Here is a 16639-nt window from a genome sequence, read left to right on the forward strand (position 1 = left end):
GGAAAATATAAGTAGCTTTTATTCTCTTTATATTTTCCGATATTCTGGATAGCCAATAAATCTATAATCTTTTCCAACCTGGGTAAATGATATATCCTTAAATTCAATTGCATCTTGCATTTTAGTAATACCAGTCCCCCCTACAAAGCTAGGCGCCAATCTGCCCCCAATAATTTTTGGTGCGACATATAATATAAGTTTATCCATCAATTTATTTTCAATAAACGAAGCATTTACCTCTCCACCACCTTCAATAAGCAGGGAGGAAACTCCTTTTTGCCCTAAAACATCAAGCATTTCATGTAAGTTTATATGCTTTTCTCCGCTAGTAACAAATACTTTAACTCCTGCATTTTCTAATGCTTTCTTTTTTTTCGCTGCATGATTACTTGTTGTAAATATCCAGGTAGGAGCTTCTCCATCTGTAACAACGTTAGCTTCCATCGGTATGCGTAATGTCGAGTCCAATATTATTCGAATTGGATTTCGTCCATTTGGAATACGCGTTGTCAATGATGGATTATCCTTTTGAACAGTATTCGCTCCTACTAAAATAGCCGCATTTTCGTTTCGTATTTGGTGTACTTCTTGTCTTGCTTCTGTAGATGTAATCCACTTACTATCCGATGAAGACGTAGCGATTTTCCCATCTAATGTAACTCCTGATTTAATCGTTACAAATGGACGCTTTATCAAAATATATTTATTAAAGACTTCATTCATTTTTTTAGATTCTTCTTCACACACTCCTACAAGTACTTCAATACCTGCATCTTGTAGAATTTTAATTCCACGTCCAGAAACAAGCGGGTTTGGATCAAGTGTAGCAACTACTACCTTCTTAATTCCTGCTTGTACAATTGCTTCAGCACAAGGCCCTGTTCTACCATGATGAGAACAAGGTTCAAGAGTTACATAGATTGTACCACCACGTGCCTGTTCTCCAGCCATACGTATCGCATGTATTTCGGCATGTGGTTCTCCGGCCTTCATATGTGCTCCGACCCCTACAATTCGATTATCATTTACAATTACAGATCCAACCAATGGATTTGGAGTCGTTTGTCCCTTCATAGCCTTGGCATTTTCTAGTGCTAGCTTCATATACAATTCATGCTCAAGCATGTAAGTGTCCCCCTTCAAAATGTCCAGAACGCTGAATCTTCGTTTGCAAATATTTCTCATTAAACTCTGAGACATCACCCCATAACGGTTCACGACTCGTAACATTTAATCCAGCTTTTTGTAACGCTTCTAATTTTTTTGGATTATTTGTAATAAGTTTTACAGGTTTTGAGCGTAGCGCTTTTAATACTTCAATTGTATCATCATAGTTTCGAACATCATCTTCAAAACCTAGGTTCAGATTAGCTTCTACTGTATCTAACCCATTTTCTTGCAAGAGGTACGTCATAGCTTTACTAAACAAACCAATTCCTCTTCCTTCATGATTCGCTAAGTAAAATAAAGCACCTGAACCATGTTCTGTAATCATTTGTAAAGACTGCTTTAATTGAAATCCACAGTCACAACGTTTACTACCAAAGATATCACCGGTGTGACAAATACTATGCATACGAATTAGGGCATCTTCAGAATTCTCAAAATCACCATATACAAGCACACTAGATTGCTGCATATCAGCTAAATTAATAGATGAGAGTTTTTCGATAATTCCTTCTACACTATTTGTAACCTCACTACATTGTAACCAAGAATACCATTGGAAAACTTTAGTCTCCCCATATAAATTAATTGGTAATTTGATAGGGCCTACTAAAGAAATATCCTTTCCATCTTGATGTATAAATTGAATTTTATCTTCTAATATATGAATTGTATCTGTTGTAACCATTAGGTACCTCCTAGTATTGAGAATCTCTAAAAATTCTCTTCCATTGTTATATTTTTTATTGTTTAACTTACACAACGTAAGTGTTTTTACAGATGCTATTCTTTTTTCTCTCAGCTTATATGCAATATGTATCATTACAACTTTGGCCATTTAAAGAAAAGCGTTTCAGTTACATAAAACAACTTAGTTACTTTATGTAAGTGAGTATACATTCGTAATTACTTTACGTCAAGTAATTAATTATAAAAATATTTGTTACTAATAGTAAGATGTTATATAATTTGTTTTAGGAGGTGAAGGAAAATGAATGATTCTACATTATGCCCTCGCTTTGAAAAAGGAATGAAATTTTTTAGTCAACGATGGACAGCACTCATTATTTACCAACTTTTCTCTGGACCTCAGCGCTTTTGTACGCTTGAATCTTCTCTTCCTGTTAGCGGAAGATTACTTTCAGAAAGATTGAAAGAATTAGAACTAGAAGGAATTGTCGAACGTAAAGTCTTTCCTGAGACACCAGTTCGTATAGAATATTCTTTAACTCAAAAAGGATTTGCTTTAGAAGCTATTATTCGCGGAATAGAAGAATGGTCACAGGAATGGATAGAACTTGAGGAATAACATAAAAGCTTTTTCGTATATAGTTTTAAGTAATCAAATTACAGATACCTATTATTAAAACGCTAGTTTTTCAAGCATTTATGAAAACCTAGCGTTTTTTAATAAATAAAATAAAATTTAAGAAATGAAACAAGATGATCAAACCGATCACCTTGTTCCTTTAAAGATTAAAATAGTGATTTTAACAACTTTTATTAATACATACTCGATTAACAGAAATAATAAATAGAATTTTTGTAACTAAACAGTTTTATTTTCGCAATACAGTTAGCTTATCCCGCTATTTGCGGACAGTAAGACCACCACTGATTAAATTTCCATTTTATTGCATTTGAATATTACTTATGAAATTTCACACGCTCTTCAAGTGGTTGGAATTCTTTTTCACCTGGTGCAGCTGTTGGATTACCAAATGGCATTTGTGCAATTAGTTTCCAATTAGCAGGAACATTCCATTCTTGTTTTACCTCATCGTCGATTAATGGATTATAATGTTGTAAAGATGCCCCTAATCCCTCTGCTTCTAAACCTGTCCACACGACTAATTGGTGCATACCTGATGCTTGGTGTGACCAAATCGGGAAGTTTTCAGCATATGCAGCAAATTTTTCTTGAAGCGATTTAACGATAGACTCATCTTCAAAGAATAGTACTGTTCCATAACCAGCTTTAAAAGAATCCATTTTTTGTTGCGTTCCTGAGAAATCTCCATCTCCAACTACTTTTCTTAATGTTTCAGTTGTAATATCCCATAATTTATCATGAGCTTCACCAAATAATACAACTAATCGCGCAGTTTGAGAATTGAAAGCGGATGGAGTATATTTCACAGCAAACTCTACGATTTCTTTAATTTTTTCATCCGATACTTGTACCTCTTTGTTAATTCCGTAGTAAGTACGTCTTTCTTTCAGTGCAGTATAGAAATCTTTTGTCATAATTCATTTCCTCCTAAGTTTTAATATTCTTCAAAATGATACATTGCGAAGATAATATGAGTTGAAATGAGTTCATTTTTGAACCATTGAACACCATAACACCAATTGCTAGTCATTCTGAATCTAAACCACTGCTTCTTGCTTCAGTTTCCCTAAAAAAACACTTATAGCATCATTGATACAATCTAGTGATCATTCGGTATTATTTTACCCATTCTCTATTCATGTATCCTGCTTGTTTCATATTTACACAAATATGAAAATAACCTTAAATTGCTGGTCAAAAAAGCCAGGTAGCATGAATAACACATTACCTGGCTTTTTACATTTTTAATTTAAATTCAACTAAACATTACCAATGAATAGTAGTAAAAACTATACCTGTCACTTATTTAATAATTAACATCTCATAAGGATGTTGTTCCATAAATCTACTCTCCCAAGGAATCTCTAATGATGTCCAATTTGAACCACCGTCTACTGACTGATACACTCCTTTATTGCTAAACAGATAAAACGTTCCATCACTTGTTGCCTTTAATACTGGTATGATTGTGCCTTTAGGAGTTGGTAAACCTACATTCATTTCTGCCCAAGACTGATTTTTTTCTTTCTTATAAATAAATGATTCACAATTTCCATTATTGTAATCATGCGCTACGTGTGGATTTGAAGATGTCGCGATAATAATATTTTCTGGATCATTTGGGTTAACTGCCATTTGATATGCGTAATGATGCTTTAGCCCGCTACACATATAGTTCCAAGTCTTACCTCCATCATTACTCTCCGCATACTCTTGACCTGGTTCTTTCAAGAATGAATCACCTAACACCCCGTATAAACGATTTGGGGCATTGCGATGTGATGTAAGAATGTGAATATCTTGAGGATAGTTCCCCTCTTTTTCCTCAGTCCATGTCTTACCTCCATCTACACTTTTAATTAATCCGCCTACCTCAATAGTCGTATAAATAGTTTCTGGATTATTAGCATCAATTTCAATATGTTTTACATGGTGTGTATATGTTCTTTGAGGAAAGAACCATGATGCATAAGATGGCATTTGGCGATAATCCGTTAGCAATTCAAAGCTGTCTCCTCCATTTTTTGATACGAACATTGCGCTCGGTTCAGTTCCTACATATACAATCCCGTTACCGTCATCCCCCTTCGCTAGAGATACAGAAACTGCTGTAATAGCTCTCATATGAATAGCATTAGCTGGGAACACTTCACCAAATGAAGGCAACGTACCAATTGCTTCCCATGAACTTCCTCCATCTTTACTTCTCCATAATCCTCTATCAAAAGTACCACAATACATTCTTTCTTGGTCGTATGGATCAGAAGCTAAAGCAACTGGATTCGCACCTACAAACTGCGATTGGACGCTCCATGTTGTGTCTTTTTTTTCTGCGATTACAAGTTCTCTATCAAACGCTAATATGAATTTTTCCATTACTAAAATCTCCTCGCTTCATGAATTTTCTACTATGTTATTTAAATTTTGAACATTACAAGTTAAGAGGTTCATTTTATATGCTATAGCATATAAAAGATAAATCTTATAAGCAATATGTGATTAAAAACTTACATTATATAATTTGTTAACTTCACATCAGTATAATGAACAAGATGTCCTGTTAACTCATATAAGTCCATATGCCACCTCTAAATAAATCGCAATTTACATGCTATAGCATATATAATATAGAATCCATTATTTTATGTCAAACTTTAATACTGTTAATCAGTTCTTTAGCTCGCCTAAAGTAATTTAAAAGTCATAATATAAACAGAAACATTTTATTGTCTATTCAATAAAAAAGAGTGCGATTTTTGCACTCTTTTTACTCATTTCTATTAGAAATCAAAGTTATCAGGATCTGGACCAACGCGGTGATTTTGATTTAATGCATCGATTTTTTCCATATCTTCTTTCGTTAATTCAAAGTTAAATACATCTGCATTTGCAATAATGCGGTGCTCTTTCGTTGATTTTGGAATTGTGATCACTTCATTTTGAAGGTCCCAACGTAAAATCACTTGTGCTGTTGTTTTACCATGTTTCTCAGCAATTGCCTGTAATGTTTCATTATCTAATAATTGACCTTGCATAAGTGGTGACCATGCTTCCATTTGAATGCCTTGTTCTTTACAGAAAGCTTGTAATTCTTTTTGTGTTAAACGAGGATGGTATTCTACTTGGTTGATCATCGGCTTAATTTCTGCATCTTTTATTACATCTTGCAGATGGTGAATTTGGAAATTACTTACGCCAATTGCACGTACACGCTTTTCTTTATAAAGTGTTTCTAACGCTCTCCATGTATCTTTATATTTCCCTTCTACAGGCCAGTGAACAAGATATAAATCTAAATAATCTAGCTTTAATTTTTTTAAGCTCTCTTCGTATGCAGCAATCGTTTCTTCATATCCTTGATCTGCGTTCCATACTTTTGAAGTAATAAATAATTCTTCTCTTGAAATACCAGTTGCTTCAATACCGGCACGAATCCCCTCACCTACAGCTGCTTCATTTCCGTAAATTGCAGCTGTATCGATGCTGCGGTATCCTGCTTTAATTGCTGATTTAATCGCTTCTACAAGTTCTGGTCCTTCTTCTACTTTAAATACACCTAAACCAAACCAAGGCATTTCCACACCATTACTTAATACTGTTTTACTTTGTAAATTTTTCATTTTATTTTCTCTCCTTTTATTTTACTTGATCTCTTTTTTCTAATGTCATGCTCCATGCTGTTAAAATAACAGCACCTACTACCATAATGCCGCCTACCCAAGCTGTATGAATTAACCCTAACGAGTTCGTTACAATACCGCCTAAATAAGCACCAAGAGCAATCCCAGCATTAAACGCCGCAATATTAATTGCCGATGCAACATCGACAGCACTCGGTACAAATCGTTCAGCTAACATTACGACATATACTTGTAACCCTGGAACATTCATAAATGCGAATAGCCCCATTAAAATAATTGTGATTAACCCAGCTACCTTAAATGGTGCCGTAAATGTTAAAACAAATAGTATAATCGCTTGAATAAAGAACATGTAGAATAGCGCTCGAATTGGATTATGATTCGATAATTTTCCGCCAATCACATTCCCTATCGCAATGGCGATTCCATACACTAATAAAATGATAGTAACCGTATTTGCTTTAAATCCTGTTACCTCTTGTAATAACGGAGATAAATACGTAAAAGTTACGAATGTTCCCCCATATCCTAATGCAGTAATAATGAAAACTAGTAACAGTCTTCCGTTTGTAATCAGTTTAAATTGATCGCGGAATGATACAGACGCACCTTTTTTCATATTAGATGGAATGAGAATACTATTTGCAATTAAGGCGATAATTCCAATTACTACAATTGCTAAAAATGATGTTCTCCAGCCAAATTGTTGACCAATAAATGTTCCAATTGGTGCACCTGTAATAGTTGCAACTGTTACACCAGTAAACATAATCGCAATCGCGCTAGCCCGTTTATTTTCTGGGACAAGTGCCGCAGCAATTGTTGAACCAATTGACATAAACACACCATGCGAAAGTGCAGAAACAATTCGCGCAATAAGTAATACAGTGAAGCTTGTTGCTACCGCTGCGATTCCGTTACCAATAATGAAAATAATCATAATCCACATTAATAACGTTTTTCGTGACATATTAGCTGTTAATGACGTTAATACTGGAGCCCCAAACGCTACGCCTAACGCATATAAAGAAACTGTTAAACCAGCCGTTGTAACCGACACATGTAAATCTTCCGAAATAGATGGTAATAAACCGACACTAACAAATTCAGTTGTCCCAATCCCGAACGCACTAATTGCTAACGCTAATAACGCAAATATACTTCTTCGATTCGTCTGAACTTCTGAAGACGATGCTGTATATGAATTCAATTGAGTTTCCCCTCTTCCCTATAATTCCTATCATAATAGTGCGATAAAAAGGCCCTTTTATCTTCTAAAAAACATATTTAATCTCTACAAACGCTATTATGAATGGTTTCATTCTTTTTTTAAAGAACGCACTTTAAAGTACTATAGGTACTTTTTAGTACCGTAAAGCTTGTCTCTCTCTTACATGTACTATTATGAAATATATTCAATACAATGAATAGTACGTACTTTAAAGTGCTGTAGGTACTAAAAAGTAACATAGTTAGTTACCAGTACCATAAAGCTTATTTCTCTCTTACATGTGCTATTATGAATGATAATCACCCTAATAAAAAGTAACATTTATATAACCTAGCTTATTTTGCTCAAAAATTGAAATCTACATTCCATGAAAAAGACTTTCAAATGAAGAAATACACTTTCCCGTAGAGGCAACTTTAGAGAATATTACTTAAACATATAAAGGATCATGTTCATTACCACAGACAAATAATAAAAAGGCAAAAACGAACAGAAATGTGTTCATTTTTGCCTTTTTTATTTAATGATTAAAATGTACGACTTTTGGAAAGGAAATCTGCATTAGCTCCTGTTACACCACTTTGTCCCCAGTTCCCTGGAATCATTTCACGAATAAGAATTAGCACTTTATCCAAAGGGGCATGAGTATATTTAGATGTTACTTGTGTAAGTTCGTTTACCCACTTATCCTTTGTCTCTTGATCAAATGTATTCCATATATCAATCTTAATAATAGCCATTCCATTAACGTTACGACCTGGTGTATCGTAAGACTCTTTTGTCTCCCAATCGGACACCCTACTTTTCACAGCAAAGGTAGCATCACTTGCTACAGCCCCAGCTTTCCCAAAATTTTCTTTCTCAAGTTCCGTTATCAACACTTGAATTTTGTCAGGGACAATTTTTAATAGTTTTATTGTAAGTTCCGTTACATGATAAATAAATTCCTTCTTTTCTTCTGTTGACATGGTTGGCCAAGTATTTAGCTCAATTAATGGCATAGTATTGCCCCCTAAAATTAATTATCTATTGACTCGTTACAACTATTGGTTCAAATGATTTTTAACTGCTCTTACTACCAATTCATGATCTTCTTCTGGTGGTAATCCTGAAACTGTTATCATTCCAATAACCCCTACGTTTTTTATTCTGATAGGAAAGCATCCACCAAACGCAGCATATTCTGAAGTATCTAAAAGATATTTTTCATTATATGAAATTCCAGTTATTTCACTTTGTATCTGCATATAATACGAGCTACGATCATGCAGGGAAACGACTCGTTTTTTACGCTCAATCCATTTCGTATTTTCCTCATTTGTCCCTGTCATCTTGAAATGAAATAATTGCACACCATTTTTCGTTATATCAACAGCAATCAATTTCCCCTCTCGCTTTGCTGTTTCAACGATAAATAAACCTAGTTGCAAGGCATCTTCATTTGTAAAAGAGGAAAATTGAAGTGTTTCCTCCTCTGTTAAAATTTGTTTACTTATTTCATTCAAATTTGAAGTGCTCATATCTTTAACCTCCATAATTGTTTTATGCCACACCGGCATTTTTTTCGAAATTATTAGGCCATATAGTACAACCCTTCAATCAATCTGATTCTAAATAAACTGCTGTAACATCGTTGGTAACTAGTAGTACCGTAAAGCTTGTTTTCTTCTTACTGGTGCTATTATGAATGATATTCAAAGTTATAAAAAGTACGCACTTTAAAGTGCTATAGGTACTTTAAAGTACTATTCTATTTATCCCTATCTTACAGAGACTATTATGAAATATATTTAACATCTTAAAAATGTATGTACTAAAGAATAATATTTTTAATCACTAACTTTTTGATCAGTCGTTATAATTCAATTTCATCAAAATTTTTATCAATTATTACACTATCCAACAATAGGAGGAAACAAAGATGGATGAAAATATATCCAAAAGCTGAAAAGCAGTTGAGTCCCTTGAGGAAATAGTTATAATTCACTACTTATAGAAATAGACATACAAAAACGCCATCCTTTCCTATAATTCTAAAGAAAGAATAGCGTATTCTTTTCAAAAATGAGTTCTTTTATTGAGAAACTTTGATTCTATATCATACATAAAAGGGCAACCAGTGCTAAAACAGCTGGAAGACCTTGTTTCACAATAATTGATTTATTAGATGTGAAACCTCCAAAAATAGCTGCTATCACCACACAAATCACGAAAAATAATTGCACCATATAACCAATTGGATTGAGCCCAAGTACAAGTCCCCAAATGAGACCAGCCGCTAAAAATCCATTATATAAACCTTGATTTGCAAACATAATGGCTACGTTTCGATCTCCTTCTAAATGCTTCGGTAATTTGAAAGCACGTTTCGCTACTTTTGAATCAATAAAAAACATTTCAAGGATCATGATAAACAAATGTTCTAATGCTACGATCCCGACTAAAATAGCTGCGATTATTTCCACACTATTCTGCCCCCTACACTCTCTATTCTTTCATATTCTCTACATTTTTTTGCATCTGTAATAGAACATGAATAAGTATTTTGCGTTCTTCTCCACTGATATTTACGAACATTTCCTTCATAAAATGTTCCTTTTCTTTCTTGTCAAAATATTAATTGATATATCAATTATTGATACATCAATTAATATACATCTCTCTTTTTATTTTTGCAAGTTTTTTTGCTCAATTGGTTTTATTTTGTTCCAGCAACTTTAAACCAATTCAAAACATCAGTTCGCATTTCTAGAAATCATAATTACTTTAAGTTCATTCTGACAATCCTATTTAACTAAATATATAAAAGAATTGAGTTATATCTCCATCAATTTATAAAAATTATTTTTTTCTAAAAACAGATACTTTACGTTTTTTATAGTAATAAAAATTTTTTTGTTTCAGAGGCAATCCATTTTGTTAGCTTGATGGGCATAGGATAGCACCCATATGACGAACCAATTATCTTTCAAGAAGACGGCTAGAAATCTGGATTTGGTACAGGAGTTGCCTACTTCCCCGATCCAGATGGTACTAATTTAGAGCTAATTGCTCCAAAAGGTCCATTTAGACGTGAATAGTTAAAATAAATTAATACCGAAACAAGCCACCTTCTGCCTGGAAGGTGGCTGTTTGTCGGCAAGTTGATAGAATGACTAAAAAAGGACAAACTCTCCAATGTGAGAAGTTTGTCCAAAAAGTTTTTTATGTTAACTATTTTTACACTAATACGAATAATAGTGAATTAGAATAATGACTTAATACTTGCTAAGACAGTAAGTACACCTACAATAATAACAAATACGTTGCTCATTTTCCCTTTGTATTTAGCTAATACTGGCACTTTTTGAATCGCATACATCGGTAATAGACATAAGATAGCAGCAACTAAAGGACCGCTTAGAGAATCAATAAGTCCAAGAATACTTGGATTTGTATAAGCAACAAACCAGCATGATAATACAACAAAAGTAAGAATTATTGTCTTAATTGTTTTTTCTTCAATATCTTTTCCACGTGATTTACCAAACTTAATAATCATGTCACGCATTACTTCAAATGCTCCTATATAATGGCCAAGGAAAGACTTTGTAATAGCCACAAAAGCAATAATTGGAGCTGCAATAGTGATTACAGGCGAATTAAGCTCATTAGCAAGATATGAAAGAATTGATAAGTTTTGTTCTTTTGCCATTTTTATATCATCTGGAGTCAAGCTCAATGCGCTACTCCAAACGAAGAACATAACAACAGCGAATGTCATGATATAACAAACCTTTTGTATTTGCGCACATTTAGCATCAGTGGCTTCGATTCCATACGTAGCTCTCTGTTTCACAACAAATGATGAAATCATAGGTGAATGATTAAATGAGAATACGATGATTGGTAGAATCATCAATATCGTCCCAAAATAGCCTGTTCCTGTTGAAGCAGTTGAAACAGCTGAAAAACTAAGCATTGACGTATTCCACTGTGGAATTAAAGATATTGCGATAAACAGTAGAGAAACTATGAAAGGATACACTAACATACTCATTACCTTTACAGTAATATCTTGACCAAAATTCAGTATAGCGATAAGACCAAGAACTAATACAAGTGATAAAATAGCTCTTGGAGGTTCTGGCATGTGCAATTGATGCACGATAAAACTACTTGCAGTGTTTGTAAGCGCAACCGAATACATTAGTACGATTGTATAAATTGAACCGAAATATACGATGTTAAAAATGATACTCGCTTTATTTCCGAAATACTCTCTAATTGTACCTGTGATCCCCTCATCAGCAGAATTAGAAGCGTATATCATTTTAGCAAGTGCCCTATGTGAGTAGTACATAACTGGATATGCAAGCAATGTAATTAGTAGTAAAGATAATAAACCACCTGAACCTGCATTAATCGGTAAAAAGAGCACCCCTGCTCCAATTGCAGTTCCAAATAGACTGAGTGCCCATGTAGTATCCTGCTTATGCCACTTTTTCGGATCTGCATATTGCTCATTTTTTAGTGCGGTATTTTCAGCTTGAACTTCTATTTTCTTTGCAGTATTCCCGTTCATATAATAACTCCCCCTTGTATCTATTCCTGCATCTCTCTTTGCACCTAACAAATATTCCCTTTTCGGAAAATGAATTCCTTACAAGTTGCCCCACATTGTATGTCCTTCATCATAATGAATCCAAATTGAAACATTCGCTAATTAGCGTCCTAATATAATTGTTAGCGTTCACAAAAAAGTTTACTCGTAATATCCGCTCTTTATATAAAGACCCCTTAAGAGAACAATATAGAATAGACTTCATAAATACGTTGCAACATTTCTAATAACAGTGTATTACTTTAATGGTTTCTCTTTTTTACTTTTAAAAGTAATTTTAGCTAAACCGGCCTCTCTTCATTTGCGAGGCGTTTCTTTCTCAATTCTATACATTACTTTCATAACTTCGGTAGCACTGATGATATTGCTTACACAAGCCACTGAAGCACATTACATACATTTCGCCTCTAATCACACACCTTTCTTACTAATAATCGCATTTTTTATATTTACTCCAGAGATAATAAAATTTCTCTCGACGCCCTCATTATAACGTGTATATTTATAAAATTAATATTTTTATATTTTCAGAAATATTAAAGGGGAATAATTTTATATGGATAATATTTTACAGTTAGCATGTAGCCATTGTTTTTATCGCTTAAAGCTGAATTAGTTAGTAAAAAAATGCAATAATACATTGTTTTTCTAGGTGACTTATTATAAAGATACTTATATCCCCTTTTATCAAAAAATTTTATTTTAAACATAAAAGATATTCTAATAAATAATTAATGTAGGTAAAAAGAAAAAAATCCCAAAATACAAAAAACCAAATTTTAGGATATATATTATTAATATTGAATTCATATACAATTTAAAAAGCTACACTGAGCAAAAAACAAAAAAGCTGCCCCATATGGACAGCTCATTTACATAATTATCGTTATCAGGACTACACAAACAAATCACTTCAATATCATCTTAATTGTAGTTTGTTCGGCTCTTCTTCAGGGATATCTCTATGTTTGTAATGAATCGTTTTTACATCATTTCCTTTTATGCGAAAAGTAATTGTGTCCTCTCCATAAGGCGGATTGTGTGCACCCTCAAAAGTTTAAATTTTAAAATCCCTCATTAACTAGCTCTTTTATCGAGTTTAATTTTGAAGAAAGCTCGATAAACCATTCTTCATCCCCCGTTAATAATGCAAGATCTATAAGATAAAGGATTTGTTCCTTATTTATTACCTTTGATTCAGGGAGTTTGTTAACGTGTTTACTAAAGAGTAAAATCGCTTCGTTTATTGTGTACTGGCCGTCACGTTTCACAATACTAACTGTAACTATATCCTCTACATCATCAAGTGATACAATATAACCAACTATTAATTCACCTTCATTTGATATTCCACGAACCCAATCTCCTACTTTTAAAACATGATTATTATTTGACATCATACCGTTTCACCTTCCTATAAATATTTTTTGTGACGATAAAAAAGATATAAAAACAAATTATACTGTAATATTTTTCATTACATTTAAGTGTTAAGAACTCACGGCTATATAATAATTAAGCCGCTTAACGCTCTTGATTGATAAGGTCAACAACTTCTTTCATTGTATAATTCTTTAAGTATTCACCTAGATGCTCTTCAGCACCTAAGAAAATAGCGAAAAGAACTTTTCGCATGTTCGAACCTACAACACACTGATTGTTTGATTCTGGACACTTCGGCTGCAAAGCACCTTCAGAGGTTATCTGATAAATATGCCAAAGATTAATTTCATCTAAATCGCGAGCGAAAATAAAACCTCCACCAGTTCCCTCTTTCGATTGTATAAACTTATGTTTTTTTAACAAACTTAGTACTTTGCGAATGCGTACTGGGTGAACACCTGCACTTTCTGAAATAGCATTACTTGTTGACATCCGGTCTGGCTGTAAAGCTAAATAAGTTAAACTGTGTATGGCCAAGGTAAAGTCGCTGTTCATTGTTTTCCTCCTACAATCAAAAATATTGTTTCTCCTATATTAACATACTGTAGCCATAAACATTACAGATAGGTTAGTTGAACGTTAAAATATATAAGAACCACTCTTAGCATAAAGAAATAGATTCCATAACTTCATTTAGCTTTTTAAGTTAAAAATACATTTAAACACTCCACTGTTTCTTCACTTGTTCTTCTGCCAACTGTTTAATTTTTTTCCATATCGTATCTTTATTCACAATAACATTTGTTTGATAATTTCTATCGTTATAATTAACTGTAACGCATACTTCTATCATTTCCTTCTTCCTCCTTTCATACAAATTTCTTATCTATATTTAAGTCCTGAAAAGTCTTAGATTTAGTTAAAGCCTCTAAAGTGTAACTTCACTTTTTAAATCATCCAATTTAAAAGCCCCACTGTTTTTTGACTTGTTCTTCTGCCAATTGTTTAATTTTTGTCCATATCGTATCTTTACTTACAATAACATTTGTTTGATAATTTCTATCGTTATAATTGACTGTAACACATACTTCTATCATTTTCTGCTTCCTCCTTTCATACCACTTTCCCTAAAAAATATTACTTATTAATTAGCCAACTTTTGCAGTTCAATGTTTAAAAATGTTCGGACGCTACGTGGTAAAAATTTGCGAATTTCTTCTTCGTTAAAACCAATTTGCAATCTTTTTTCATCCAGCATAATCGGGCGACGCAACATTAGTGGATGCTCAATTATTAATGTATAAAATTCATTTAGCGAGAGCTCATCAATATTTATATTTAAGTCCTGAAAAGTTTTGGATCTAGTTGAAATAATTTCAGTAGCCCCCTCTTCAGTTAAACGAAGAATCGATTTAAGCTCATCAACTGTCATAGAATTTGATACGATGTTTTTTTCAATATAATCAATTTGATGCTCTTCAAGCCATGCTTTCGCTTTTCGGCATGAAGCACAGCTTGCTGTTGTATATAGAATTACCATATTTAACTCACTCCTTTAATGTTATTAAACGTACATTTTAAAGATCGCTTATTGAAATGTATTAAAAAAAATTACAGTTTAGAATCAAATTCACATAATGTTAGTTATTCAGCAATGTTTCATTTATCTCTATTATTCATGCTACATTTTACAGACGTTAACATCTCACTTTTAAAAATCTTACTGTAATTTTAAACTTTACAGTTCAATTAATCAACTGTTAAGTCTTGGATTAATTTTAATAACACAACAAATTATTCTCATGTAAAATTCTCCATAGCATGATGGCTCCTTCAAAGCACATTTCACGCATTTCTTGCTTACAAGTGCTATTATGGATTATATTCATCCTAATAAAAAGTACGTACTTTAAAGTGTTATAGGTACTAAAAAGTAACATATGCATTTTCAAGTGCCATTCTGCTTATTTCTCTCTTACATCGGTTATTATGACCGATATTTAGCACAATAAATAGTACGCACTTTAAAGTGGTATAGGTACTAAAAAGAAATAATTTTAGTATTACAACGGATATAGGCTCACAACTATATTCTAAATTCATCAAAGGAGTTTTTTTATGAAGACATATAATATTCCTGTAGAAGCGACTTTAGAAGTTATTGGTGGGAAGTGGAAGGTTGTTATCCTTTGTCATTTAAAAAAAGGAACAAAAAGAACGAGTGAATTAAAACGTTTAATGCCTGGTATTACGCAAAAAATGTTAACGCAACAATTACGGGAACTAGAAGAAGATGGTGTAATCCAAAGGAAAGTATATGACCAAGTACCACCGAAAGTAGAGTACTCTTTAACGGATTACGGTTCGTCTTTAGGAGCTATACTTGATTCCCTCTGTTCCTGGGGAGAAGTTCACCTTGAAAAAACCGGGAACACATCCATGCTGATTACTGCTGATGAATCATAACTGTAGAAGACATAAAATAGGTTGAGACAATACTTGCCTCAACCGTTTTTTATGTCTCTTTATAATTTTTTGCCGTAATGACTGTTTCAAACTCAAAGGTTTCCGGTAAATGATCTGCGTAAGAATATTCAAAAGTTCGTCCATCCGTTAAGTAAGCTACTTGCTCAACTCGCATTAGGAAATCCTGATTTGTTAAGTTCATAAACTGCTTTTCCCTATCATCTGGGCGAATTCCTTTAACCCTGACAACAGATGTCCCTACTTCAAGACCAAGTTTATTTTGAATATGTGAGTATATCGACTCCTCTAAAACAGAAGCCTCAACACCTGGGATAACCGAAATTGGCATCCATGTATGCTCCATAATCGTCGGAATGCTGTGAATGATGCGAAGGCGAATGATTTTATAGACGAAATCACCAATTGAAACTCCCAATTTCTCAGCAACTACTTCATCAGCACCTACAATCGCAAACTCGATAATTTTACTTTCTACCTCACTACCGTAAACAGCTTTCGTACCTGTTAAAGTTTGAATCATTCGTGCCTTTTCCTGCTGATGCCAATCTTGTACCACGGTTCCACTTCCGCGCCGGCGGATAATGTAGCCGTCTCTTACTAATAGATCCAGCGCTTTTTTAATCGTAAGTGCTGAAACATCGAATTCTTCAGCAAGGACGGAGCTACTCGGAATTTTTTCGTTGATTTTATATTCACCGTCTAAAATTTGCTGTTTAATCTTTTGATAAATGCCGAGGTATTTTACTTGTGTTGATCCGCTTGCCATTTCCATACCTCCTTTATACTGCAAACCC

18 protein-coding genes and 2 pseudogenes are annotated in these 16639 nt (G+C 33.5%); 3 read left to right on the top strand and 17 right to left on the bottom strand.

Annotated features, from left to right (window positions below):
• Positions 1-27: 27 nt before the first annotated feature.
• On the bottom strand, positions 28-1125 hold the full coding sequence (gene ribD / locus GBN91_RS12045; RefSeq protein WP_149214897.1) for a bifunctional diaminohydroxyphosphoribosylaminopyrimidine deaminase/5-amino-6-(5-phosphoribosylamino)uracil reductase RibD: 1098 nt from the start codon (positions 1123-1125) through the stop codon (positions 28-30).
• The gene (locus tag GBN91_RS12050) at positions 1118-1855 is read right to left on the bottom strand and encodes a GTP cyclohydrolase II (protein WP_152121558.1); all 738 of its coding nucleotides are present in this window, start codon (positions 1853-1855) and stop codon (positions 1118-1120) included. The genes ribD and GBN91_RS12050 overlap by 8 nt, the downstream gene beginning before the upstream one ends.
• Positions 1856-2158: 303 nt before the next feature.
• Between GBN91_RS12050 and GBN91_RS12055 the strand changes: the two genes are divergently transcribed.
• Positions 2159-2476: a winged helix-turn-helix transcriptional regulator gene (locus GBN91_RS12055; protein WP_001000102.1), complete on the top strand. Its 318-nt coding sequence runs from the start codon at positions 2159-2161 to the stop codon at positions 2474-2476.
• 338 nt (positions 2477-2814) lie between these two features.
• Here the strand turns inward: GBN91_RS12055 and GBN91_RS12060 are convergent, their stop codons facing one another.
• The 7 genes from GBN91_RS12060 to GBN91_RS12090 all read right to left on the bottom strand — a co-directional run bounded on the left by GBN91_RS12060 (position 2815) and on the right by GBN91_RS12090 (position 9837).
• Positions 2815-3414: a nitroreductase family protein gene (locus GBN91_RS12060; RefSeq protein ID WP_016123059.1), complete on the bottom strand. Its 600-nt coding sequence runs from the start codon at positions 3412-3414 to the stop codon at positions 2815-2817.
• Positions 3415-3802: 388 nt separating this feature from the next.
• Complete coding sequence (locus tag GBN91_RS12065) at positions 3803-4876, bottom strand: WD40/YVTN/BNR-like repeat-containing protein (RefSeq protein ID WP_016123060.1); 1074 nt, start codon at positions 4874-4876, stop codon at positions 3803-3805.
• A gap of 404 nt (positions 4877-5280) precedes the next feature.
• Entirely contained in the window at positions 5281-6120 is an 840-nt protein-coding gene (locus GBN91_RS12070; RefSeq protein ID WP_016123061.1) for an aldo/keto reductase, read from the bottom strand.
• 16 nt (positions 6121-6136) lie between these two features.
• On the bottom strand, positions 6137-7351 hold the full coding sequence (locus GBN91_RS12075) for an MFS transporter (RefSeq protein WP_001089896.1): 1215 nt from the start codon (positions 7349-7351) through the stop codon (positions 6137-6139).
• Between the two features lie 548 nt (positions 7352-7899).
• Positions 7900-8373: a tautomerase family protein gene (locus GBN91_RS12080; protein ID WP_149214895.1), complete on the bottom strand. Its 474-nt coding sequence runs from the start codon at positions 8371-8373 to the stop codon at positions 7900-7902.
• Between the two features lie 42 nt (positions 8374-8415).
• The gene (locus tag GBN91_RS12085; protein ID WP_149214894.1) at positions 8416-8931 is read right to left on the bottom strand and encodes a heme-degrading domain-containing protein; all 516 of its coding nucleotides are present in this window, start codon (positions 8929-8931) and stop codon (positions 8416-8418) included.
• 534 nt (positions 8932-9465) lie between these two features.
• Positions 9466-9837 carry a DUF1304 domain-containing protein gene (locus GBN91_RS12090; protein WP_000402472.1) on the bottom strand — a complete coding sequence of 124 codons (372 nt, stop codon included), beginning with the start codon at positions 9835-9837 and terminating at the stop codon, positions 9466-9468.
• Positions 9838-10317: 480 nt separating this feature from the next.
• Between GBN91_RS12090 and GBN91_RS12095 the strand changes: the two are divergent.
• Positions 10318-10452, top strand: a pseudogene (locus GBN91_RS12095) (VOC family protein); the annotation flags it as partial.
• Positions 10453-10616: 164 nt separating this feature from the next.
• Here GBN91_RS12095 and GBN91_RS12100 read toward each other — a convergent pair.
• The 7 genes and pseudogenes from GBN91_RS12100 to spxA form a co-directional block, all read right to left on the bottom strand.
• Positions 10617-11936 carry an aromatic amino acid transport family protein gene (locus tag GBN91_RS12100; RefSeq protein ID WP_001014168.1) on the bottom strand — a complete coding sequence of 440 codons (1320 nt, stop codon included), beginning with the start codon at positions 11934-11936 and terminating at the stop codon, positions 10617-10619.
• 958 nt (positions 11937-12894) lie between these two features.
• Positions 12895-13032, bottom strand: a pseudogene (locus tag GBN91_RS12105) (DUF3888 domain-containing protein); the annotation flags it as partial.
• Positions 13033-13039: 7 nt separating this feature from the next.
• Positions 13040-13375, bottom strand: a complete 336-nt coding sequence (locus GBN91_RS12110) for an IDEAL domain-containing protein (protein ID WP_000987462.1) — start codon at positions 13373-13375, stop codon at positions 13040-13042.
• 124 nt (positions 13376-13499) lie between these two features.
• Positions 13500-13913 carry an Rrf2-family transcriptional regulator SaiR gene (gene saiR, locus GBN91_RS12115; protein WP_001083465.1) on the bottom strand — a complete coding sequence of 138 codons (414 nt, stop codon included), beginning with the start codon at positions 13911-13913 and terminating at the stop codon, positions 13500-13502.
• Between the two features lie 163 nt (positions 13914-14076).
• Entirely contained in the window at positions 14077-14211 is a 135-nt protein-coding gene (locus GBN91_RS12120) for a BA3454 family stress response protein (RefSeq protein WP_023522572.1), read from the bottom strand.
• Between the two features lie 109 nt (positions 14212-14320).
• Complete coding sequence (locus tag GBN91_RS12125) at positions 14321-14455, bottom strand: BA3454 family stress response protein (RefSeq protein ID WP_029440937.1); 135 nt, start codon at positions 14453-14455, stop codon at positions 14321-14323.
• Positions 14456-14502: 47 nt separating this feature from the next.
• Positions 14503-14898, bottom strand: coding sequence for a transcriptional regulator SpxA (gene spxA / locus GBN91_RS12130; protein ID WP_000236189.1), 396 nt, complete (start codon positions 14896-14898; stop codon positions 14503-14505).
• Positions 14899-15476: 578 nt separating this feature from the next.
• Between spxA and GBN91_RS12135 the strand changes: the two genes are divergently transcribed.
• Entirely contained in the window at positions 15477-15824 is a 348-nt protein-coding gene (locus tag GBN91_RS12135) for a winged helix-turn-helix transcriptional regulator (protein WP_000860832.1), read from the top strand.
• Positions 15825-15873: 49 nt separating this feature from the next.
• Here GBN91_RS12135 and GBN91_RS12140 read toward each other — a convergent pair whose 3' ends face one another.
• Positions 15874-16611 carry a GntR family transcriptional regulator gene (locus GBN91_RS12140; protein WP_016123066.1) on the bottom strand — a complete coding sequence of 246 codons (738 nt, stop codon included), beginning with the start codon at positions 16609-16611 and terminating at the stop codon, positions 15874-15876.
• Positions 16612-16639 lie beyond the last annotated feature (28 nt).

It is taken from the genome of Bacillus sp. B1-WWTP-T-0.5-Post-4 (genome assembly GCF_009183795.1).
GTDB lineage: Bacteria > Bacillota > Bacilli > Bacillales > Bacillaceae_G > Bacillus_A > Bacillus_A cereus.